The following is a 21303-nucleotide window of genomic DNA, read 5'->3' as shown; positions in this document are numbered from 1 at the left end:
GCGTGTGTCGGCAACGCCCGATTCACGCGTGGCACGGGATGGGGCCGCCGTGGTAGGCCACCATGTCGGCCCACACGTCGGCCATCGGCAGGTGCGAGCCGGGCGCGTTGCCGTCCAGCTCGAAGTAGGCCCGGTGCAGGTTACCGACCAGGCGCTCGCTCTCACGCCAGGTGGCGAACCGGCCGAGCTCGCGGGTGGCCCCGCGGGCGAGTTCGAGCGGCGGGACGCCCGCCTTGTGTCCGTATCTGGCCAGATGCTCGACCACCGTGGAGTATTCGAGAAGGTCGCCGAGGAGCCTCGGGACGTCGTCGCCCCGGCTGATCGGCCCATGCCCGGGCACCAGTACGGCGGGCGCCAGCGCGCACAGCGCGGCGAGCGCCGCCGGGTATCCCGCCACGGAGCCGTCGACCAGGAACGGCTGCCCGCCGCTGAAGGCGAGATCGCCCGCGAAGGCCACCCGCTCGGCGGGCAGCCAGACGATGACGTCGCCGCGCGTGTGGGCGGGGCCCGTGTGCAGCAGGTCGATGCGACGCTCGCCGAGGTGCAGGGTCAGCCGCGACTCGAAGGTGGTGTCGGGCGGGCGGACGCGAAGCTCGCCGTAGTCGGGGCCGGTGAAGGTCCGGGCGGCGAGGGTTCCGGAGCGCTCGACGTCGGCGCGGCAGAGGACGTGGCCGACGATCGGGGTGCGCGGCGGCATCAGCCAGTTGCCGAAGGTGTGGTCGCCGTGGTGGTGGGTGTTGACGAGGACGCGCGGCGGCCCGTCGCCCGCCACGTCGCGGACGCGCCGCAGCAGCGCGCGGTTGCGCGACTCGGTGGAGGTGGTGTCGACCAGCACGTATCCGGTGTCGGGCGCGGCTCCGGGGGGCGCGGTGACCAGGCCGGTGTTGTTGAGCATCCAGCTTCCGTCGGGCTGGACGTAGGCGTAGACGCCGGGGGCGACCTCGTGGAGTTCGGGTTCGGGCATCGGATCGCCCTGCGCTGCCTGCATTTTCGGCCCCCAGCGGGTGTCGGGAACTCGACCATAGCCGGGCGGCCGGAAAGCGTCATGGGAATCCCGCGAAACACCCTCCATCGATCGACCTTTTCGCGTTTCACCCCGCTCGCGGGGACTGGGCGACCTCGCAGAGACGGATGCGGTCAGAGGGAACGAGAATACGGCACTACCAGGCCCAGGAAAGCAGCCGGAGAAGTCTTTACGGCCAGCGTGTTTGAGCAAGTCAGTTCATGGATCAAGGCGACAATACTTTCAACACCCTTTCAATCACCACACGTCTAGATTTATCAACTCAAAGCTGCAAAATACTCCCGAACTATGCAAGGACCGGCGTTTACGTAATTGTCCGACTACGGGTGGTAATGTCGCTTTCGGAAGTCCACGAAAAGGACAGTCCGAAAGGGGAAATCCAATGTTTGCTGGTCAGATCTTCCCGACCTGGGGAGGCGGCTGTGGCGGCGGCTGGGGCGGCGGCTGGGGCGGCTGTTGCCGGCGTCGTCGCTGCTGCGGGCGCGGCTGGGGCTGGGGCGGCGGCTGGGGCGGCTGCTGCCGGCGTCGTCGCTGCTGCGGGCGGGGCTGGTGGTAACAAGAACCGGGGAGGGCCGGCGGTTCAACCGCCGGCCCTCCCCCACGCCTTTTGACGATCAGGGCGCGGACGCGCGGGAAGCCGCCGAGGCGGAGGAGCAGACCCCGATCGCGCCGATGGTCTCCATCAGGGAGACCGTCGCGCGGTTCTGGCCGGTGACCCGCGGCCTGCGCAAACTGATCGTCCTCGGCGTGGCGTTCGCGGCGGTGGCGGCGGCCTGTGAGGTCGCGGCCATCGGATTGTTCGGCATGATCACCGATCAGGTGCTGGCCAGCGGGAACCTCGGGGCCTTCTGGCTGCCCGCGGCCGGTTGGGTCGGCCTTGCCCTCGTCGGCGCGCTGGTCTCCTTCACCGGGAGTTACGCGACCGCGCTCGCCGGGGAGCGTTTCCTGTTCCGGCTACGTGACCGTCTCTTCCGGCACATGCAGACGCTGACGCCCGACTATTTCGACAACCGCAGGCTCGGCGACCTGATGGCCCGGCTCACCAACGACATCGAGGCCATCGAGCAACTCCTGGCCTCGGGGCTGGTCCGGCTGTTCACCACGCTGGTGAGCGTCGTGTTCTTCGCCGGCGCCGCGCTGGTGCTCCGGTGGGACCTCGCGCTGGTGACACTGGCCCTGGTCCCGGCGTTCCTGCTGGTCTCCAAGGGCTTCGCGGGACGCTTCCGGGTCGCGGCGGCTCGGGAGCGGCGGGCCAACGGCGAGATGAACAGCGTCATCGAGGAGAGCCTGGCCAACCAGTCGCTGGTCCAGGCGTACAACCGGCAGGAGAACGAGGCGGGCCGGCTGAACCGGCAGGGGCGCAGGTGGATGATCGCCAACCTGTCCCAGGCCAGGCTGTCCGCTCTCTACGGCCCGTCGGTGCAGATCCTGGAGACGCTGTGCGTGCTGGTCGTGATCGGCGTGGGCGCGTGGGAGATCGCGGCCGGGCGGCTCACCATCGGCGGGCTGCTGGCGTTCGCCGCGTACCTGGCCTATCTCTATCCGGCGGTGCAGAGCATCGGCGAACTGGCGCTGACCGTCTCGGAGGCGGCGGCCGGATCCGACCGGGTGATGGAGGTGCTGCGCACCGAGCCGGCCGTCAAGGACCGGGAGACCGTCACGGTCGAGCCCGCGTCCGACCCGGTGACGGCGGTGCCGCCGGTGCCGGTGCCGGCCAGGGGGCGTGGGGAGATCGCCTTCGAAGGGGTGACGTTCGGCTATCCGAACAGGCCGCGGCCCACTCTGTCGGAGCTGTCGTTCCGCGCCGGGCCGGGGGATCTCATCCTGTGCACCGGGGCGAGCGGGGCGGGGAAGTCCACGATCGCCAAGCTCCTGCTGCGTTTCTACGATCCGACGGCCGGGCGCATCACGCTCGACGGCCGGGACATCCGCGAACTGCCGCACCGTGAGCTACGCGACAACATCACCATCCTGCAGCAGGAGAACCTGCTGTTCTCCGGCACCGTGCGCGACAACATCGCCTACGGCAGGCCGGGCTGCGAGATGGACGAGATCGTCCAAGCCGCGGTGCTGGCGGACGTGCACGACTTCATCGGCACCCTGCCGCAGAAGTACGACACGCCGATCGGCCAGCGGGGACGCCTGCTGTCCGGCGGGCAGCGCCAGCGGATCGCCATCGCCAGGGCCATCCTGCGGGACGCCCCGGTGCTCATCCTGGACGAGCCGATGACGGGGCTGGACGCGACCACGGCGGCGCGGATCATGGAGCCGCTCGGCCGGCTCATGTCCGGCCGTACGACCATCTTCATCACGCATGATCCGCGCCATGTGCCGGGTCCGGCGCGGGAGATCGCCCTCCCGCCGCCGGTGGACGAGGAGGCGATGATGCCCACGCCCAAGTGACCCGCCCGCGCGAGCGCCGGTGGCTAGTTCCAGCGGTAGCGAGGGTGGCTCGGGTGCCGAGGGCCGGTCTTCACACCGTCGTCGCGGACGTCTCTCCGCCAGCGGAAGCGCGGATGGTCCGGGCTGTTGACCGAGGGCTTCACGACGTCGCCGGCGGCGTTCCGCCAGCGGTGCGGGCGGTCGGGCGAGTTGGGCCATTTCTTGCAGCTGAAGCCCACGCCGCCGCACCGGAACGTGGGCACGATGTGCCGGCGCACCTTGACCGTGGTCACCAGCCGCGAGACCAGCTTCACGTGCCGCACCAGGGAGTCGTCGTTGACCTCGGCCTTCACACAGCGCAGCCAGATGGGCCGGATGCCGAGACGGGCGTCGAACGGCACGCCCTCGGTGTCGTGGCCGTAACCGTTGTCGTCGAGACCGATGCCGAGCTCGCGGCTCCCCCGCCGCGAGCCGGTCGGATCGATGGCCGGAGAGGCCACGGTCGCGTGGGTGGACGGGCTGGGGCACCGCACCTCGATCCGGAGATCGGAGTCGCGGCGCGGCCTCCAGGGCGACACCCGCAGCGCGGTGATGTGGCTGAACTGGACGATGCTCAGCGGCTGGGTGTCGTTGATTCCGTCGCCGTCGCCGTCACCGTCGCCGTTGTCGGCGGGGACGGCCTTGGCCGTCGAGATACGCCACCCGTCGCCCGTCCCGACCTCGGGAGAGGTCAGGGCCTGGGCGATCGTGCCAGGGGCGATGATGGGGCCGACCAGCAAGGCCGCCAGAATTCCGGTTCCCGCTGTCAAGCGCATTCTTTCCTCCTCCTGCCGGGACGAGGCCCGGTTTCATGGCAAAGCACCGTCGTGATGACGGCTGTGGAGGGTTTGTGCGCAGTGGTGACCCGTGTACCCGTCACAGTATGCCGATTACATCGGGTGACCTCTATGGAACGCCACGCCGATGGCATGCGTTAACCGGCGAACCGGTCATGACACGTATGGTCTGAAGCCTGTCAAGCCCCTAGATTTCCTGCATTTCATACTTACCGGGCGCGACACCGGATTTCTTGGAATCTGCCCTGTTCAGGACGCGAGCACGGATGCCTCGCGGACCGAGTCGGCCTCCGGGCGCGGGCGCACGCGGCGCCGTACGGCGAGCCCGAACCCCACCACCAGCAACCCGGACACGCCCGAGAGCACGAACGGCCCCGCGGGCCGCCAGACGTCGTAGAGCAGCCCGCCCAGCATCGAGATGATCATAATGCCCACCGCCCCGCAGAGCGTGTGCACGCCGAAGGCCGAGCCCCGCAGCTCGGCGGGCGCCTGCTGGGCCAGCAGCGGCCCCGCCGTGGTGATGCCCGCGATCTCCCCCACGCCGATGAGCACCGCCACGACCATCATCCCGCCGCCAAGCGGGTCGTCGATGAGCAGCGTGGACAGGTACGACAGGGCGGCGATCGTCTGGGCCAGGATGACCAGGTTCTGCCTGGGCATCCGGTCGCCGAGCCAGCCGAACAGGGGCGCGCAGACCAGCGCCACGGTCTGCGAGATGCCGACGACGGCACCGGCCCTGGCCAGCGCCTCCGCGCCGGACATGCCGTCCTGAGAGGTGGCGTGGTCCACGATCCACAGGGTCATGAAGCCGACGACCACCGCGAGGTCGGCCCTGGCCACGAACGACGCGGCGTAGGACAGCGCGACCCCGGGGTCGCGGGCCAGGGAGAGCCCCTCGCGCACCAGCCGGGTGAGGGGGACGCGCGTGGCGGTCTCGCTGGCGCCGCTCGGGGACAGGGTGAGCCAGAGCAGCAGGGCGACCACCAGGACGGCGGCGGCGATCAGCAGGAACGCCAGGCGGGTCGCGCCGACCGGGTCGAGCCCGCCGGCCTCCAGGCTCTGCGGCAGCCGGACCATCACCAGCACCGCGACCACCGCGCCGAGCCCGCCGAAGAGGCCGGTCAGGCCGTATGACTTGCCGCGCGAGCGGCTGCGCACGTAGTCGATGGCGATCGTGGAGAGCATGGCGTTGAGCGCGGCGACGCCCAGGCCGAACACCACCCGCAGCGCGATCAGCACCGTGGTGTTCCCGGCGAACGGGAAGAGCGCGGTGCCGACGGCGGTCAGCGCGAACCCGGCGATCACGATCGGGCGGCGGCCGAAGCGGTCGGCGAGCGCTCCGTACCAGGCGAGGCTTACGATCATGGCCAGTTCGGCGGCGAACCCCAGGAGCCCGACGACGCGCCCCTGCGCCGACTCCGGCACGCCCAGCACGGTGCCGAGAATGTGCGGCTGAGCGGACGGCAGGAACGAGATCACCGCGGTGGAGGCCGTGGCCATCGAGAGCAGGGCCCACATGTTGCCCCGGGAAATGCCGTCGGCGAGCTGCGCGCCGAGCACGCGCCGGATGGGGGGTACGGCCATGAGTGGATCATGGCATTTCACGGCATGTCCACGCTAGGCCCTAATTCCACATATGGGGCAAATTCCCGAATGACGGTACGATCCATTGAATCGGGGCAGGCAAGGGAGGCTGGACGGTGGATCCGAAGGCGCTCGGGGCGGGCTTCAACCCCCATATACCGAATTCGGCACGGATGTATGACTATTTCCTGGGCGGCAAGAATAACCTTCCAGTCGACCGGGATGCCGCCGAGAAGGTGCTGAAATACGTCCCTGAGATCCCGATCGGTATCCGTGAGAACCGTGAGTTCCTGTGCCGCGCCGTCCGCTTCCTCGCCGAGCGGGGCGTGCGCCAGTTCCTGGACATCGGTGCCGGACTGCCCACCCAGCACAACGTCCACCAGGTGGCCGCCGAGGTCGCGCCGGACTCCCGGACCGTCTACGTGGACAACGACCCTCAGGTGCTCGTGCACGCGCGGGCGCTCCTCCAGGACAGCCCCAACGTGATCATCGCCGAGGGCGACCTGCGCTACCCGGGCGAGATCCTCGGCGACCCCGGCGTGCGCGCGCACCTGGACTTCGAACGCCCGGTGGCGGTGCTGATGCTGGCCATCCTGCACTTCATCCCGGACGCCGACGAGCCGCTGCGGATCATCGGGGAACTGCGCGACGCCCTGCCCCCCGGCAGCTACCTGGCGCTGTCGCACGTGACCGTGGACGAGCGCCCGGAGGCCGCGCCCGCCGTCGAGCGGATATACCAGAACGCCTCGACGCCTTTCGTGGGACGGATGTCGAGCGAGGTCGAGCCCATGTTCGACGGGCTCGACCTCGTCGCCCCCGGTGTGGTCAACCTGCACGAGTGGCGTTCGGAGGCCCAGGTGCTCGACCCGCTGCTGGAGAAGGCCAAGCCCTACTTCCTGTGCGGGATCGGCGAGGTCGTCTGACCGCTCTCCAGGGGCAGCCCGGCGGCGGCCCAGTCCTCGATGCCCTCGCGGTACTTCCTGACGTCGGTGTAGCCGAGCCGTTCCAGTCGGCCCGCCACCGCCTGGCTGTTGCCGCAGGCGGGGTTGCTGCAGTAGGTCACGATCGCCGCGCCCTTGTCCGGCAGCAGCGCGGCGGCGCGCTCGGCGACCTCCGCCTCCACGAGCGCGATCGCGCCGGGAAGGTGCTGCTGCGCGTAGTAGTCGCCGCCGAGCGCGTCGACGACGGTGACGGCACCCGCGTCGATGGCGGCCTTGAGCTCGTCCCTGCTGATGAGAGTGGTCACGACTGGACTCCCCAGATCGAAGTGGACTACAGTCCGTTTCTGTGAACGATCGTGAAATTACCGGACCGCAGTCCGGTTCGTCAAGTGAGCCGGGCGAGCCGCTGGAGATCCTGCGCGGCAGGCCGGTGCGCGAGCGCGCCGACGCCGCGCGCAACCGGGAGAAGGTGCTGGCCGCCGCCGCGCGGCTGTTCGCCGTCCACGGCGTCGAGGGCGTGTCGATGGACGCGATCGCCGCCGAGGCGGGCGTCGGCAAGGGCACGCTGTTCCGCCGGTTCGGCGACAAGTCCGGGCTCGCCGTGGCGCTGCTCGACGAGCGCGAGCGGGAGCTGCAGGAACGCGTCCTGTCCGGGCCGCCGCCGCTCGGCCCCGGCGCGGCGGCGGCGGCCCGGGTCACCGCCTTCGTGACGGCCTACGCCGGCTACCTGGCGGATCACCTCGACCTGGTCCGCGTCTCGGAGACCGCGAGCCCGGGGGCCCGCTACCGGATCGGCGCCTACCGGTTCTGGCACCGGCACCTGGCCATCCTGCTGGCCGAGGCCCGCCCGGACGCCGACGCCGACTACCTGGCCCACGCCCTGCTCGCGCCGCTGGGCGCCGAGCACGTCACGGCGCTGCGCGGCGAGTTCGACGCCGAGCGCACCCGGCGCGGCGTCACCGCGCTGGCCGAATCGATCACCGGGGGCCGGTGAGGGCGCTCACCCCAGGGTGACCCGGGCGAGCTTGTCCGGGTTGGCGATCACGTGCAGTTCGCCGATCAGGTGGCTCTCGGGGAGGACCTCCAGGAAGACGATCGAGACGGTCCGCTCGCCGTCCAGCAGCGCGAGCGCGGGGCCGCCGTTCGCCTCCACGATCCGCATGGTCAGGCCCGCCGGGGCGGTGCGCATGCCGCGCTCCATTGCCTTCGACACCTTGTCCGCGCCGCGGATCGGCCGGCGCGGGGCACGGACCTTGCCCCCGGTGTCGGTCCACAGCGTGACGTCCGGCGCCAGGGTCTCCATCAGCGCGTTGAGGTCGCCGCCCAGCGCGGCCGCCAGGAAGCGCTCGGTGGCCTCCCGCCGGACCTTCCGGTCGGGCTCGAACCTGGGACGGCGGGCCCGTACGTGCTCGCGGGCCCGGTGGGCGAGCTGACGCACCGCCGCCTCGCCCCGCCCGATGATGTCGCCGATCTCCGCGTAGCCGAACCCGAACGCCTCGCGCAGCACGAACACCGAGCGCTCCAGCGGGGACAGCGTCTCCAGCACCACGAGCATCGCCATCGACACCTCGTCGGCCCGCGCCGCGTCGTCGGCGACGTCGGGGGCCCGCTCCGCGAGCAGCGGCTCCGGCAGCCACGAGCCGACGTAGACCTCGCGCTCGGCCCGCGCCCCGCGCCTCTGATCGATGGCCGCCCGGGTGACGATCTTCACCAGGTACGCGCGCGGGTCGGCGACCTCCGACCGGTCGGCGCGGTCCCAGCGCAGCCAGCTCTCCTGCACGGCGTCCTCGGCCTGCGCGACGCTGCCCAGGATCCGGTAGGCCACCGAGAACAGCAGCCCCCGGTGGGCGTCGAACGTCTCCACCGGCGCGGCGCTCATGACCCCGCCCGCCGTGGGCGCCCGCCGGGGACCGCGATCCGCGTTCTCATGAGGTCTCCTGTCGTCGCTCGCGTCTCACGCATGCGACGGTACGGGCGGCCCCGAACGTGACATCGGAGCCAGCATCGGGAGCACGCTCACCTTCCGGAGGACCCGCCGACGGGGGTCCGGCAACATTCCGGTAACCCCCCATTGACCCGATCAAAACCGACAAACTACGCTCTTCCACATTCTATAGAATGCGGAATGTAGGGAGCCTGGATGAGCGCGACGGCACGGGCGGCGGTGATCGAAGACGTCGCCGGAGCCGTGGACATCCGCGAGTACGAGGTGCCCCGGCCGGGGCCCGGGCGGTTCGTCCTGCGGGTCGAGCTGTGCGGGATGTGCGGCACGGACGCCCACATCTACCGGGGCAGGCTGGCCAGCGTCGCCTTCCCCGCACTGCTCGGGCACGAGATCGTCGGCCGGATCGCCGCGCTCGGCGACGGCGTCACCACCGACCACGCGGGCACGCCGGTGTCCGTCGGCGACCGGGTGGGGGTCTTCCCCGCGCTGAGCTGCGGGCGCTGCTTCGAGTGCCAGGTGCGGGGACGGCCGGGGCGCTGCCCTGACCGGGCGCCCTCCTACGGCTTCGCCTCCCCGGCGAACCGCCCGCCGTACCTGACCGGGGGCTTCGCCACCCACCTGTACGCCTCCAACCCCGGAACCGTCTTCTACCGCACCGAGCTGCCCCCCGAGGTGGCCGTGCTGCAGGAGCCGCTGTCCGTGGCGCTGCACGGGCTCGACCGCGCCCGGGTGCGGATCGGCTCCACCGTGGTCGTGCAGGGCGTCGGCGCGATCGGCCTGATGGCCGTGGCCGCCGCCCGTACGGCCGGCGCCGCCAGGGTCGTCGCCGTCGGCGGCCCCCGCGCCCGCCTGGACCTGGCCAGAGCCCTCGGCGCGGACACCCTGGTGGACCTGGACGGCCACCCCGACGCCGCCACGCGCAAGGCCGCGGTCCTCGCCGCCGTCGGCGCGGACGGCGGCGACGCGGTGATCGGCACCGCCGGGTCCCCCGCCGCGTTCGCCGAGGCGGTCGGCCTGGTCGCCGAGGGCGGCACGCTCGCCGAGCTGGGCAACTTCACCGATCGCGGCGGCATCGACCTCAACCCCTTCACCCACCTGGTCAAGCGGGACATCACCATCGCCGGCGTCTACGGCGCCGGACCCGACATGCGCCGCAGGTATCACGCCGCGCTGGCGCTCCTGACGCGCGGCGGCCTGCCGTACGGGGAGGTGGTGAGCCACCGCGTGCCGCTCGGACAGGTCGGCGCGGCGCTCGCCGCCCTGGACGGCGGCTACTCCCTCGACGGCAGGGACATCGTGAAGCTCGCCGTCGACCCCGGCGCCTGACCACCTCCAAGACCCCCTGAACCAGACCCCCTGAACGCGAAACCCCCGAAGGAGAAACACGGCATGCCCCGAAACATCCGGCTGGCCGCGACCGCGGCCGTCCTCGGCCTGGCGGTCGCCGCCTGCGGCTCCACCGCCCCCGAGACCGCGGCGGAGGACGGCGGCGGCCTCGGCACCGCGCAGAGCCCGGTGTCCATCCGCGTCCTGGCCAACGACGCGTTCGCCAAGCAGTGGCAGGACCAGTTGGTGCCGGAGTTCAACAAGAAGCACCCGAACATCAAGGTCACCGTGGACGGCGTGCCGTACAACGACCAGCTCCCCAAGACCATGCTGGAGCTGACCGGCACCACCGCCACCTACGACGTGGTGCTCGCCGACGACCCGTGGCTGCCCCAGCTCGCCAAGACCGGCGGCCTGTACGACCTGAAGGCCGGGCTGACCAAGTGGAACGACCCGAACTACGACTGGGACGACCAGCACCCCTCGCCGCTGGCAGCCGGTGAGTGGGAGGGCAAGCAGTACGCGGTGCCGGTGCGCTCCAACCTGCTGCTGATGCTCTACAACAAGTCGCTGTACAAGAAGGCCGGCGTCAAGGAGCCGGACTCCTCGACCACCTGGGAGCAGTACTTCAAGGACGCCGCGAAGCTGGTGCAGGACACCGACGGCGACGGCAAGAAGGACGCCTGGGCGATCGGCACCTACTTCACCAAGGACCCGCTGACCCCGACCATCTGGCAGACGGCGCTGAACAGCGACGGCGGCGCCATCCTCGACGAGAACAACAAGGTGGCCTTCAACACCCCGGCCGGGGTCAAGGCCCTGCAGCGCCACGTGGACCTGCTGACGTACGCCCCGCCCGGCGCCGCGACCTACCAGTTCAACGAGCCGCTGGAGGCGTTCCGCCAGGGCCGCACCGCCACCATGTTCATGTGGGGCAGCGTCTTCAAGGGCTCCGCCGTGGACGAGGCCACCACCACGCTCAAGCCGGAGGAGGTCGGCATCACCACGCTGCCGGCCGGCACCGCGGGCCCCGGCGCCCACCGCGGCATCTGGACGGCCGGCGTCGCCCGCAAGTCCGCGCACCCCGCCGCCGCCTGGACCTGGCTGCAGTGGGTCACCTCCAAGGAGGGCGAGCGGTTCACCGCCTCCGCGTTCGGCACCTTCCCCGCCCGTAAGTCCACCCTGGACGGCGAGCCGCCCGCCGAGTGGGCCAAGCCCGTCTACGAGGCCCTGAAGGAGGGCTACGACGTGGCCGAGAAGGGCAAGATGTGGCGGCCCAGGCTGCCCGAGTCCGACGCGGTGCAGCAGATCCTCGCGCTTCAGACCAGCCGGGCGATGTCCGGGCAGGCGACCGCCCAGCAGGCGATCGAGCAGGCCGCCAAGGAGGTCACCGAACTCCTCACGTCCAAGGGCTACCAGCAGTGAGAGCCCGCCTCGGGGAGCCGGGGACGGCCTGGCTGTTCCTGGCTCCCGCCCTCCTCCTTCTCGCCGGGATGCTGCTCTACCCCGTCTTCTACACGGTCTGGGTGAGCTTCTCGGACTTCGACCTGGCCTTCTTCCAGCCGACCGGCTGGGTCGGGTGGAAGAACTACACCGCCGTCCTTTCCGACCCCGGGTTCATGGAGTCGCTGAAGGTCACCGGGATCTATCTGGTGGTGGCGCTGCCGCTGCAGATGGTCCTCGGTTTCGCCATCGCGTTCCTGCTCAACGTGACCTGGAAGGGCCGCGGCGTGCTGCGCGCGCTGTTCCTGATCCCGATGGTGGTCGCGCCGGTCGTGGCGGGCGGCATCTGGCGGATGCTGCTCGACCCGCTGTGGGGCGTGGTCAACTACTCGCTCGGCCTGGTCGGGCTCGGCCCGGTCGAGTGGATCGCCGACCCCACCCTGGCCATGGTCAGCCTGATCCTGATCGACACCTGGCGGTGGACGCCGTTCGTGGTGCTCATCGCCTCCGCCGGGATCATGGCGCTGCCCACCGAGGTGTACGAGGCGGCGCGCACCGACGGCGCCGGACCGCTGACGACCCTGCGGCGGATCACCCTGCCGCTGCTGGTGCCGGTGATGGCCGCCGCGTTCGTGGTCCGCTGGCTCGGCGCGGTGAAGATGTTCGACATCGCGCTGGCCGCCACCAAGGGCGGTCCCGGCAACTCCACCAACGTGGTGAACCTCTACATCTACGAGAAGGGCTTTCGGAGCCTGGAGTTCGGCTCGGCGTCCTCGATGGCCACCGTGGTGCTGCTGATCACCATGGTGCTGACCTACATCCTGTTCCGCGTCAGCCGGTACCTGGAGAACCGATGGTGAAGACGAAGCGGTATCTGGCGATCGGCGGGGCCGTCCTGGTCACGCTGGTGTTCCTGTACCCGGTCCTCTACATGGTGCTGATCTCGTTCAAGCTGCCCAGGGACATCTTCTCGATCCCGCCCAAGTGGTTCAGCGAGCTGACGTTCGAGAACTACACCAGCTATTTCGGCCAGGCGCGGATCCTGCCCCGCATCATCAACACGGTCATCGTGGCGGCGGGCGCGGCGATCATCTCGATGGTGGCCGGGTCGATGGCCGGGTACGCGCTGTCGCGGCTGCGGATGCGCGGCGCGGGCGTGGTGGCCGGGCTCATCCTGGCCTCGCGTGCGGTGCCGCCGATCGCGCTGGTGGTGCCGATGTTCCTGGTCGCCCGCAGGCTCGGGCTGACCGACCAGTACATCACCGTGATCCTGGCCTACGTCACCTTCCTGGTGCCGTACGTGGTCTGGCTGATGCGCGCGTTCTTCAAGAGCCTGCCGCCGGAGCTGGAGGAGGCCGCCATGATCGACGGCTGCTCGCGGTTCGGGGCGTTCTTCCGAATCATCGTGCCGTGCAGCATGACGGGCATGGTCTCGACGCTGATCTACTGCGTCATCCTCGCCTGGGAGGAACTGCTGTTCGCCCTGATCCTCACCAACGACAGGGCCGTCACCATTCCGGTGGCGATCGCGGGCATGGCCGCCGATACCGAGAAGGGCGGTCTTTGGGGGCCGCTCGCGGCGGTGGGCGTGCTGACCGTGCTGCCCGTGGTGATCTTCGCGCTGGCCGTCCAGAAGTACCTGATCAAGGGCCTCGCCGACGGCGCGACGAAGGGATGAGACGTTGAAGATCACGGATGTCCGGGCGCGGGTCGTGGAGCTGCGCTACCCGCGGCCCTTCCGCCCCTCGTGGGCGCCGGAGGGCCCGCACCCGGCCATGTCCGCGGTGATCGTCGAGGTGGAGACCGACGAGGGCCTGGTCGGCGTGTCCGGCGGCGACATGGGGCACGGCACGGGCCCGATGCTGCTGGAGGCGGTGCGCGGGTGGATCCGCCCGCAACTGCTCGGCCTGGACCCGTTCGACACCACCCACATCGCCAACCGGCTGCGTTACGTGGCCGAGTACGTCTTCCCCCGGCCCTGGGTGGTCGGCGTGGCGGTGTGGGACGTGGTCGGTAAGGCGTGCGGGCAGCCGCTGTACAAGCTGTGGGGCGGGCATTCGGGAGCTGTCCGCGCCTACGCGAGCTTCGGGGAGGTCCGCGACGCGGCCCGCCGCGCCGACGACGCCCAGCGGGTCGCCGAGGAGGGATTCCAGGGCGTCAAGCTGCGCGTGCACGCCGACACGATCGCCGAGGACGTGGCCCAGGTCGCCGCCGTGCGGGAGGCCGTCGGCCCCGACATGGCGATCATGGTGGACGCCAACCAGGCCGCCGCCCGCTGGCGCTACCGTCCCGATGGCACCCGGATGCTCTGGGACTACGAGCGGGCGCTGACCACCGCCAGGGAACTGGCCGACCTCGGGGTGGCGTGGCTGGAGGAGCCGCTCCCCCGGCACGACTACCGCGCGCTGTGCGAGCTGACCCGGGCGTCGCCGATCCCGATCGCGGGCGGCGAGCACAACCGGGGCATCGGCCAGCTCGTCCGGCTGCTCGAAGACGACTGCTTCGACATCTACCAGCCGGACGCGAACGAGAGCGAGGAGATCGGCGCGCTGCGCGACTTCGGCGCGGTGGCCGCCGCGAAGCAGCGCCGGGTGATCCCGCACGCGTGGGCGACCGGGCTCGGCGTCGCGGGGAACCTCCAGCTCTGCGCGTCGCTGCCGAACTGCGACTGGCTGGAGTATCCCTACGATCCGCCGGTGATCGTCCCCGAGGTCTTCCATGCCATGCTGACCACGCCGCTGGTGCCCGATTCCTCCGGGCTGGTACGCCTTCCGGATGGTCCCGGCCTCGGGGTGGAACTGGACCACGCGGCGATCGAGCCGATCACCATCGCGCAGGTGTGAAGGGTTGTCACTCATGGCCGAATCCCGCCCCCCGTTCCGTACCAAGGCCGACCTCGCCGCGGACCACATCAAGCACCTGATCATGACCGGCGCCGCCCCGCCCGGAACAAAGATCATCACCCGGGTGGTGGCCGAGGCCGTCGGCATCAGCGAGACCCCGGTGCGCGAGGCCATCAAGCAGCTCTGCTCGGAGGAGTGGCTGGTCGAGCGCCCGCACGTGGGCGCGGTGGTGGCCGACTTCACCGTGCAGAACGTCCGCGAGCTGTACGGCATCCGCGCCGCGCTGACCTCCCTGGCCCTGCAGTTGTCCGGCCGCCCGCTGGCCGGCGAACGGCTGGCGCAGGTGGACCAGGTGCTCGCCGAGTCGGCGGTCGCCGTCGAGGCCGGCGACGTGGCCGCCTTCGCCCGGCTCAACCGGCACTTCCACTCCCTGCTCTGCGACACCGAGCAGACCCGGCTGACCCACCGCATGCTGCAGAGCCTGCTGTCCCGCACCGAGACCGCGCAGCGCGGCTTCCGGCTGGTGCCCTGGCGGCTGCCGGCCTCGCACGCCGAGCACGTGGCGATCAGGGACGCGCTGGTCGCCGGGGACATCGCGCTGGCCAGCCGGTTGCAGCACGCGCACGAGACCGCCGCCATGGACGCCCTGATCGAAGGAATGCAGGAGAACGATGCAAGCACGTAAGGCACTCATCGGGGGCGAGTGGGTGACGAGTGGGGAGACCTTCACCGTCACCGACCCGGCCACGCTCGAACCCCTGGCGGAGGTGACCGACTGCGGGCGCGACCTGGTCGCGCGGGCCCTGGACGCCGCCGCGGAGGCCCTGCCGCGCTGGCGCGACACCCCGGCGGCCGAGCGCGCCGACCTGATGCGCGCGGCGGCGGGAGCGCTGCGCGACCGGGCGGAGGCGATCGGTGCGATCATGACGGCCGAGCAGGGCAAGCCGCTCGCCGAGGCGGTCGGCGAGGTCCGCTCGGGGGCCGACCACCTGCTGTGGGCGGCCGAGGAGACCCGCCGCCTGTACGGCGAGACCGTCCCCGGCCTCACCGAGGGCCACCGCATCTGGCTCCTGCCCGAGCCCGTCGGCGTGGTCGCCGGGATCACCCCGTGGAACTTCCCGGTGTCGATGATCACCCGCAAGCTCGGCCCGGCCCTGGCCGCCGGGTGCACGGTGGTGCTCAAGCCCGCCGAGCCGACCCCGCTGTCCGCGGTGGCGACCGCCGAGGCGTTCACCGCCGCCGGCCTGCCGCCCGGCGTGTTCAACCTGGTGCCGACCAGCCGTCCGGCGGAGTTCGCCGCCGAGGTGATGGCCGACCCCCGGGTCGGGAAGATCTCCTTCACCGGGTCTACCGCCGTGGGCAGGAACCTGATCAGGCAGAGCGCCGACGACGTCAAGCGGCTCAGCCTGGAGCTGGGCGGGCACGCCCCGGTGCTGGTCTACCCGGACGCCGACGTGCCCGCCGCCGCGGCCGCCGTGGCGCGCGGCAAGTTCCTCAACGCCGGGCAGGCGTGCACCTCGCCGAACCGGATCTTCGTGCACCGCGACGTGGTGGACGAGTTCACCGCCGCCCTCGCCGGGCACGCCGAGGCGATCACCGTCGGCGCGGGCGCGGAGCCCGGCGTGACGATGGGGCCGCTGATCGGCGACGCGGCGCTGGCCAAGGTGGAGCGGCACGTCGAGGACGCCCTGGCGCGCGGGGCGAAGGCCGTGACCGGCGGGCGCCGGCTGCCGGGGCGGGGCGCGTTCTATCCGCCGACCGTGCTCAGCGGCGTGACCGGCGACATGCTGATCTGCCGGGAGGAGACGTTCGGGCCGGTCGCGCCGGTGCTGACCTTCGGGGACGGCGACGACGTGGTGGCGCGGGCGAACGACACGCCGTACGGGCTGGTGGCCTACCTGTGGACCGGCGGGCTGAACCGGGCGCTGCGGGTCACCGAGGCGCTGCGGTTCGGGATGGTCACCGTCAACGGCGGGCCGGTCGCGCCGCCGCAGGGGCCGTTCGGCGGGGTGAAGAACAGCGGCTACGGCCGCGAGGGCGGCCACCACGGGGTGGCCGACTACCTGGAGTACAAGTACGTCAGCGTGGGGCTGGACCAGTGAGCGGGAGCGCGCGCGCCGTCTCCGAGCGCGAGATCACCTCAAGGGTGGACCTGTGCCGCCCGGACGGCCGGCTCAACCCGGCCGCCGTCGGCTGGAGCCGCGTCCCGCTGCACCGGGCCAACATCCGGGGCTGGGGCCGCACCATGCGCTGGGACTACTGGTGCGTGACCAGCGGCGAGCAGGTGTTCGCGTTCAGCGCGTCCAGCCTGGACTACCTGGCCGGGGAGTCGGCCTACTTCCTGGACCGCCGCACCGGGCGGGAGACCACCAGCAGGGGGCTGCTGGTCCCCGGCCACGGGGTGGCGTTCTCCGACCGCGCCGGTGAGGGCAGCGTCCGGATCGGCGCGGGACCGCTGCGGATCAACGTGGACGAGACCTCCGCCGGGACCCGGCTGCGGCTGCGCTCGGCCGAACTCGACGCCGATGTTTTGGTGCGCCGTATACCAGATAGGGAGAGTTTGTCCGTAGTGGTACCGTGGTCGGCGCGGCGGTTCCAGTACACGGTCAAGGACGTGGGACGGCCCGCCGAAGGCGTGGTGCGGGTGCACGGCACGCCGTACCGATTCGAGGCGGGCGAGGCGCTGGCCACGCTGGACATGGGACGTGGGCGGTGGCCGGGCGCTGTGCTGTGGAACTGGGGAGCGGCCGCGGGCCGTCCGGGCGGACGTGACGTGGCACTCCAGATCGGCGGCAAGTGGACCGACGGCACCGGCAGCGTGGAGAACGCGCTGCTGCTCGACGGCCGGGTGCACAAGATCAGCGAAGAGCTGGTGTGGCACTACGACACTGCCGATTGGAACGCTCCGTGGCGGGTCACCGGCGACCGGGTCGACCTGACGTTCGTCCCCGAGCACGTGCGCACGGCCGACGTACGGCGCGCCCTCTACATGCGCAGCCGTGAAGCACAGGCGTTCGGCCACTACACCGGCACGGTGGTGGCCGACGACGGCGAAGTGGTGAAGATCCCCGGCCTGTTCGGCTGGGCGGAGGAGGTATACCGACGGTGGTGACCGACAACCTGCCGGCGCGGCGTGAGGCCGACATCGACGAGGTGTCCACCGGCCCGATGCTCGACCTGCTGGTGATCGGCGGCGGGGCCACCGGGGCGGGAGCCGCCCTGGACGCCGCCGCGCGTGGCCTCGACGTGGCCCTGGTGGAGGCGGGCGACCTCGCCTCCGGAACCTCCGGCAAGTCGAGCAGGCTGCTGCACGGTGGCGTGCGCTATCTGGAGCAGTTCCGGTTCGGCCTGGTCCGCGAGGCGCTGCACGAGCGCGGCCTGCTGCACGACCTGGCCCCCCATCTGGTGCGGCGGCTGACGTTCCTGTATCCGCTCACCCACCGGATGTGGGAGCGCGGGTACGTCGGAGCCGGGCTCGCCCTCTACGACGGCCTCGCCGGGATGGGCGACCGTGGCGGCTTCCGCCGTCACCGGCACCTGTCCAGGCGGGCGCTGCTGCGCGCCGCGCCGCCGCTGCGGCCCGACGCCGCGGTCGGCGCGCTGGCCTACGACGACGGCCAGGTGGACGACGCCCGGCTGGTCGTCACCCTGGCCCGTACGGCACGCCGCGAGGGCGCGACCGTGCTGACCCGCGTCCGCGTCACCGGGCTCGCCACCCGCTCCGGCCACACCGCCGCCACCTGCGAGGACGCCTTCAGCGGCGAGCGGTTCGTGATCCGCGCGCGCCGGGTGCTGCTGGCCACCGGCCCCTGGTCGGAGCTGACGCAGCGGCTCGTCGGCGGCCCGGCGGTGCGGATGCGCGCCTCCAAGGGCGTCCACCTGGTGGTGCCCAGGGACCGGCTGCCGATGAGCGACGCGCTGATCGCCCGCACGTCGTCGTCGGTGCTGTTCGTGATCCCCGCCGACGACGTGGTGCTGGTCGGCACCACCGACACCCCGTGGGAGAACGGGCCCGGCCCGGTGCTGCCCACCGGGGCCGACGTGCGCTACCTGCTGGACCAGGCGGGCCGCTGGCTGCGCGTGCCGCTGACCATGGACGACGTGACCGGCGTCTACGCGGGGCTGCGCCCGCTGGTGGACCCCGGCGCGGGCGACGACGGCGAGACCCAGTCGGTGTCCAGGGAGCACGTGGTCCGCGAGGTCGCGGACGGCTGCTTCGTGGTGGCGGGCGGCAAGCTGACCACCTACCGGGTGATGGCGCGCGACGCGGTGTCGGCGGCGGTGCGCGGGCTGCGGGTGCCGAGGAACGTGAGCACCGAGACGCTCGGGCTGGCCGGGTCCAGCGGGTTCACCCAGGCGTGGGCGCGGCGCGACCTGGCGGCGGTGCGGGCCGGGGTGCCGGTGTCGGTCGTCGAACGGCTGGCCGGGCGCTACGGCTCCGACTACCGTGCGGTCCTCGCCTACGGGGCGCAGGACCCGTCGCTGCTCGAACCGGTGCCGGGCGCGCCGTCGCTGCTGGGGGCGGAGGTCGTCTACACCGCCAGGCACGAGTTCGCGCTCACCGTGGACGACGTCCTCGGACGGCGCAGCAGGTCGGGCCTCGCGGTGCGGGACGGGGGCGCGGCGGCGGCGCCGCACGTGGCCCGGCTGCTGGCCGCGACGCTCGGCATGGCGCCCACCTGGGAGGCCGAGCAGGTCGCCGGGCATGTCGAGGCGGCCGAGGTGATGGCGGCGGCGCTGGCCACCGGCAGTGACGCTGAGCTGGCCCCGCTGCTGGAGCGGATGCGCCACGCGGCCTGAGCGGGCCGCCGGGCGGTCGACACCCGTCCGCCGCCGATCGATGCGTATGCCGTACACGCGCCGATCGGACGACGGACGGGTTGCCGCCGAGTTTCAGTCGGGTCACACGGACGCCTTACTGCCATCCTGAAAGCCACCGCACCCATAGTCAATTCATGGGTTTTCATGGAGAACCCCTAGCGATAGCTTTGGTCGATGACGCTCGACGACCTCCGCGTGTTCGTCGCCGTGTGCGAGGCGGGCAACCTGAGCACGGTCGCGCGGTCGCTGTCGCGGTCCCAGCCTGCCGTGAGCCAGCACGTCAGGCGGCTGGAACGGGAGATCGGCCTGCCCCTGGTGGAGCGCCGGCCGCGCGGCGTGGTGCCGACCCAGGCGGGGCTGCTGCTCTACCAGGCCGCCCAGGGCGGGATCGCCTCGCTGGACGCGGCGGTGCGGCGGCTCGGCGAGCTGCGCGACGGGCTCGGCGGCAGTGTGAAGATCACCACAGGCGGGGTCACCGTCCGCCACTTCATGCCTGACGCGATCACCGCGTTCCGGAGACGGCATCCACAGGTCACGCTGGAGTTCAGGTCGTCGCACTCGGCGCGGCGGTGTGTGGAGCTGCTGCACAGCGGGCGCGTGGACCTGGCCTGGATCACCATCGGCCGCCCGCTGCCCGGGGTCACCCAGCGGCCGGTCATCGACCTGCCGTGGGTGCTCGTGGTGCCCGCCGGGGATCCGCTGGCGGAGAAGACCTCCATCGCCCCCGCGGACCTGGCCGCGATCCGCTACATCGACCACCCGGACAACTCGGCCTCCCGGCAGCGGCTGGAGGAGGAGTTCCTCCGGCTGGGCGCGGGCCCGCCGGACCGCGTCGGGGTGGCCGACTGGGACACCGCGGTGCTGCTGGCGGAACTGGGGGTGGGGCACGCCGTGCTGCCCGCGCTGCCCCGGCTGACGGTCGACTCCGACGGGCCGGTGCGCGCGGTGCCGATCCCCGACCTGGCCCCGATCACGGTCGGCTGGGCGGCGCGGGAGTGGAACGCGCTGAGCCCGTTCGCCACCGAGTTCGCCGAACTGGTGGCGCGGGAGCTGGCCGGGTGAGCTACTCGGCCCCGGTGTAGGCGGCGGCGGTGCGCCCCGCCGCGGCGGCGGCCTGCTCCGGGTCGGCGCCGGCGGCCACGTCGGCCTCGCGCCAGAGGTCGCTGCTCAGCGCCACGAACCGCCGGTAGTCCTCCGACGCCTCGAACTCGGCCGTCCACTCGGGGGTGACCGAATGCCCGCTCGCCATGTGCAGGGACAGGCCCAGCAGCCCGAGATCCCATCCGACGCCGGTCGCGCCGGGCCCGAACCGCTTCCACATCTCGTCGGTCACGTGGGCGACGTGCTCCAGTTCCAGCCTGGCCCGGCCGCCGGGCTCGGGGGTCAGCCGCACCTCGATCCAGCTCACCTCGCCGCCGTACTCCCAGGTGGCCGCGAACCCCTTCGGCGGGTCGCAGCGCTCGATCAGCCCGCCCGCGTTGCCCTGGAACTGGTAGCGCCCGTGCAGGCGCAGCTCACCGGTCACCGGCAGGAACCAGCGCGGCAGGCGCTCGGGGTTCGTGCAGGCGTCCCAGAGATCCTCGACATCGGTGTCGAACGTCCGGCTGATCGTCTGAACCCGCGCCTCTCCGGCCGCAAGGACACGCGTTCCCATGGTCCGGCGCACGGCACTGATCTGTTGGGTCACATCTGGCATGCGGCGACCGTATCAAATCCTACTTATATAAGTAAGGGCTTTTATGAACCTGGCGGTCACTCGCACTTGTCCGTGGACACCTTCCGCGTCGCGGCCCTGGTCAGCGACGCGCCGCGCGCGATCTCGGCGACCGTGAGCGCGTATCCACGGCCCGGCTGGTCGGTGGCGGCGGCCAAGACCATGCCGACCACATTGACGCCGTCCCTGAGCACCGGCGCGCCCGAGAACCCCGGCTCGACCTTCGCCTCCAGCGCGTGGACCTTCCTGACGATCCTGGCGCGGTGGTAGATGTCCCAGCCCTCGGCCTGTTGCGTCATGACGTGCGCGACGGGGCGCACGACCGGCTTGTCCGCGGACCGCTCGAACCCGGCCATGAAGCCCTTGTCGAACTCCGTGTCATCCAGCCGCAGCGGCGGGATGTCGAGTTCGGGCGCGTAGAGCACGGCGATGTCAGAGTGAGCA

General features: G+C 71.6%; 20 protein-coding genes. 13 read left to right on the top strand and 7 right to left on the bottom strand.

The window, feature by feature from the left end; all coding sequences use genetic code 11:
- Nucleotides 1-22: 22 nt before the first annotated feature.
- Nucleotides 23-988 carry an MBL fold metallo-hydrolase gene (locus tag P3X83_RS23725; RefSeq protein WP_277307378.1) on the bottom strand — a complete coding sequence of 322 codons (966 nt, stop codon included), beginning with the start codon at nucleotides 986-988 and terminating at the stop codon, nucleotides 23-25.
- 492 nt (nucleotides 989-1480) lie between these two features.
- Between P3X83_RS23725 and P3X83_RS23720 the strand changes: the two genes are divergently transcribed.
- Nucleotides 1481-3427 carry an ABC transporter ATP-binding protein gene (locus P3X83_RS23720; RefSeq protein ID WP_277307377.1) on the top strand — a complete coding sequence of 649 codons (1947 nt, stop codon included), beginning with the start codon at nucleotides 1481-1483 and terminating at the stop codon, nucleotides 3425-3427.
- A 23-nt stretch (nucleotides 3428-3450) separates the two neighbouring features.
- Here P3X83_RS23720 and P3X83_RS23715 read toward each other — a convergent pair whose 3' ends face one another.
- Nucleotides 3451-4221 (bottom strand): hypothetical protein, encoded by a 771-nt coding sequence (locus P3X83_RS23715; RefSeq protein ID WP_277307376.1) that lies wholly within the window; start codon nucleotides 4219-4221, stop codon nucleotides 3451-3453.
- Nucleotides 4222-4491: 270 nt separating this feature from the next.
- Nucleotides 4492-5826: an MFS transporter gene (locus P3X83_RS23710; protein WP_277307375.1), complete on the bottom strand. Its 1335-nt coding sequence runs from the start codon at nucleotides 5824-5826 to the stop codon at nucleotides 4492-4494.
- Between the two features lie 116 nt (nucleotides 5827-5942).
- On the opposite strand from P3X83_RS23710, the gene P3X83_RS23705 reads away from it, so the two are divergent.
- On the top strand, nucleotides 5943-6749 hold the full coding sequence (locus tag P3X83_RS23705) for an SAM-dependent methyltransferase (RefSeq protein ID WP_277307374.1): 807 nt from the start codon (nucleotides 5943-5945) through the stop codon (nucleotides 6747-6749).
- Here the strand turns inward: P3X83_RS23705 and P3X83_RS23700 are convergent.
- Nucleotides 6716-7072: a rhodanese-like domain-containing protein gene (locus P3X83_RS23700; protein ID WP_277307373.1), complete on the bottom strand. Its 357-nt coding sequence runs from the start codon at nucleotides 7070-7072 to the stop codon at nucleotides 6716-6718. The genes P3X83_RS23705 and P3X83_RS23700 overlap by 34 nt on opposite strands.
- A gap of 41 nt (nucleotides 7073-7113) precedes the next feature.
- Here P3X83_RS23700 and P3X83_RS23695 point away from each other — a divergent pair, with 41 nt between their 5' ends.
- Nucleotides 7114-7761, top strand: coding sequence for a helix-turn-helix domain-containing protein (locus P3X83_RS23695; RefSeq protein WP_346742740.1), 648 nt, complete (start codon nucleotides 7114-7116; stop codon nucleotides 7759-7761).
- A 6-nt stretch (nucleotides 7762-7767) separates the two neighbouring features.
- Here the strand turns inward: P3X83_RS23695 and P3X83_RS23690 are convergent, their stop codons facing one another.
- On the bottom strand, nucleotides 7768-8646 hold the full coding sequence (locus P3X83_RS23690) for an RNA polymerase sigma-70 factor (RefSeq protein WP_277307372.1): 879 nt from the start codon (nucleotides 8644-8646) through the stop codon (nucleotides 7768-7770).
- A 261-nt stretch (nucleotides 8647-8907) separates the two neighbouring features.
- Here P3X83_RS23690 and P3X83_RS23685 point away from each other — a divergent pair, with 261 nt between their 5' ends.
- The 10 genes from P3X83_RS23685 (at nucleotide 8908) to P3X83_RS23640 (ending at nucleotide 20207) form a co-directional block, all read left to right on the top strand.
- Nucleotides 8908-10038 (top strand): alcohol dehydrogenase catalytic domain-containing protein, encoded by a 1131-nt coding sequence (locus P3X83_RS23685; RefSeq protein WP_277307371.1) that lies wholly within the window; start codon nucleotides 8908-8910, stop codon nucleotides 10036-10038.
- A gap of 63 nt (nucleotides 10039-10101) precedes the next feature.
- Complete coding sequence (locus P3X83_RS23680; RefSeq protein WP_277307370.1) at nucleotides 10102-11463, top strand: sugar ABC transporter substrate-binding protein; 1362 nt, start codon at nucleotides 10102-10104, stop codon at nucleotides 11461-11463.
- Nucleotides 11460-12341: a sugar ABC transporter permease gene (locus tag P3X83_RS23675; protein ID WP_277307369.1), complete on the top strand. Its 882-nt coding sequence runs from the start codon at nucleotides 11460-11462 to the stop codon at nucleotides 12339-12341. Before P3X83_RS23680 ends, P3X83_RS23675 begins: the two co-directional genes overlap by 4 nt.
- Nucleotides 12335-13159: a carbohydrate ABC transporter permease gene (locus P3X83_RS23670; protein WP_277307368.1), complete on the top strand. Its 825-nt coding sequence runs from the start codon at nucleotides 12335-12337 to the stop codon at nucleotides 13157-13159. Before P3X83_RS23675 ends, P3X83_RS23670 begins: the two co-directional genes overlap by 7 nt.
- 4 nt (nucleotides 13160-13163) lie before the next feature.
- On the top strand, nucleotides 13164-14324 hold the full coding sequence (locus P3X83_RS23665; protein ID WP_277307367.1) for a mandelate racemase/muconate lactonizing enzyme family protein: 1161 nt from the start codon (nucleotides 13164-13166) through the stop codon (nucleotides 14322-14324).
- Nucleotides 14325-14337: 13 nt separating this feature from the next.
- Nucleotides 14338-15009: a GntR family transcriptional regulator gene (locus P3X83_RS23660; protein WP_277307366.1), complete on the top strand. Its 672-nt coding sequence runs from the start codon at nucleotides 14338-14340 to the stop codon at nucleotides 15007-15009.
- Nucleotides 14996-16426, top strand: a complete 1431-nt coding sequence (locus P3X83_RS23655) for an NAD-dependent succinate-semialdehyde dehydrogenase (RefSeq protein ID WP_277307365.1) — start codon at nucleotides 14996-14998, stop codon at nucleotides 16424-16426. Before P3X83_RS23660 ends, P3X83_RS23655 begins: the two co-directional genes overlap by 14 nt.
- A complete protein-coding gene (locus P3X83_RS23650; RefSeq protein WP_277307364.1) occupies nucleotides 16423-17436 on the top strand; it encodes a DUF2804 domain-containing protein in 1014 nt (337 codons plus the stop codon). The genes P3X83_RS23655 and P3X83_RS23650 overlap by 4 nt, the downstream gene beginning before the upstream one ends.
- Nucleotides 17433-19124 carry a glycerol-3-phosphate dehydrogenase/oxidase gene (locus P3X83_RS23645; RefSeq protein ID WP_277307363.1) on the top strand — a complete coding sequence of 564 codons (1692 nt, stop codon included), beginning with the start codon at nucleotides 17433-17435 and terminating at the stop codon, nucleotides 19122-19124. The genes P3X83_RS23650 and P3X83_RS23645 overlap by 4 nt, the downstream gene beginning before the upstream one ends.
- Nucleotides 19125-19319: 195 nt before the next feature.
- On the top strand, nucleotides 19320-20207 hold the full coding sequence (locus P3X83_RS23640; protein ID WP_277307362.1) for a LysR family transcriptional regulator: 888 nt from the start codon (nucleotides 19320-19322) through the stop codon (nucleotides 20205-20207).
- 1 nt (nucleotide 20208) lies between these two features.
- Here P3X83_RS23640 and P3X83_RS23635 read toward each other — a convergent pair whose 3' ends face one another.
- Nucleotides 20209-20841: an SRPBCC family protein gene (locus P3X83_RS23635; protein WP_277307361.1), complete on the bottom strand. Its 633-nt coding sequence runs from the start codon at nucleotides 20839-20841 to the stop codon at nucleotides 20209-20211.
- A gap of 56 nt (nucleotides 20842-20897) precedes the next feature.
- On the bottom strand, nucleotides 20898-21284 hold the full coding sequence (locus P3X83_RS23630; protein WP_277307360.1) for a hypothetical protein: 387 nt from the start codon (nucleotides 21282-21284) through the stop codon (nucleotides 20898-20900).
- Nucleotides 21285-21303: the final 19 nt, after the last annotated feature.

The organism is Spongiactinospora sp. TRM90649 (assembly GCF_029382225.1).
Classification (GTDB): domain Bacteria; phylum Actinomycetota; class Actinomycetes; order Streptosporangiales; family Streptosporangiaceae; genus Spongiactinospora.
This window is presented reverse-complemented; position numbering and strand designations above follow the sequence as displayed.

Excerpts from the sequence above, each read along its gene's own strand:
- P3X83_RS23635 (WP_277307361.1), bottom strand. The coding sequence starts at position 20,841 with ATGCCAGATGTGACCCAACAGATCAGTGCCGTGCGCCGGACCATGGGA.
- P3X83_RS23655 (WP_277307365.1), top strand. The coding sequence starts at position 14,996 with ATGCAAGCACGTAAGGCACTCATCGGGGGCGAGTGGGTGACGAGTGGG.
- P3X83_RS23715 (WP_277307376.1), bottom strand. The coding sequence starts at position 4,221 with ATGCGCTTGACAGCGGGAACCGGAATTCTGGCGGCCTTGCTGGTCGGC.
- P3X83_RS23680 (WP_277307370.1), top strand. The coding sequence starts at position 10,102 with ATGCCCCGAAACATCCGGCTGGCCGCGACCGCGGCCGTCCTCGGCCTG.
- P3X83_RS23670 (WP_277307368.1), top strand. The coding sequence starts at position 12,335 with ATGGTGAAGACGAAGCGGTATCTGGCGATCGGCGGGGCCGTCCTGGTC.
- P3X83_RS23640 (WP_277307362.1), top strand. The coding sequence starts at position 19,320 with ATGACGCTCGACGACCTCCGCGTGTTCGTCGCCGTGTGCGAGGCGGGC.
- P3X83_RS23685 (WP_277307371.1), top strand. The coding sequence starts at position 8,908 with ATGAGCGCGACGGCACGGGCGGCGGTGATCGAAGACGTCGCCGGAGCC.
- P3X83_RS23660 (WP_277307366.1), top strand. The coding sequence starts at position 14,338 with ATGGCCGAATCCCGCCCCCCGTTCCGTACCAAGGCCGACCTCGCCGCG.
- P3X83_RS23710 (WP_277307375.1), bottom strand. The coding sequence starts at position 5,826 with ATGGCCGTACCCCCCATCCGGCGCGTGCTCGGCGCGCAGCTCGCCGAC.
- P3X83_RS23725 (WP_277307378.1), bottom strand. The coding sequence starts at position 988 with ATGCAGGCAGCGCAGGGCGATCCGATGCCCGAACCCGAACTCCACGAG.
- P3X83_RS23690 (WP_277307372.1), bottom strand. The coding sequence starts at position 8,646 with ATGAGCGCCGCGCCGGTGGAGACGTTCGACGCCCACCGGGGGCTGCTG.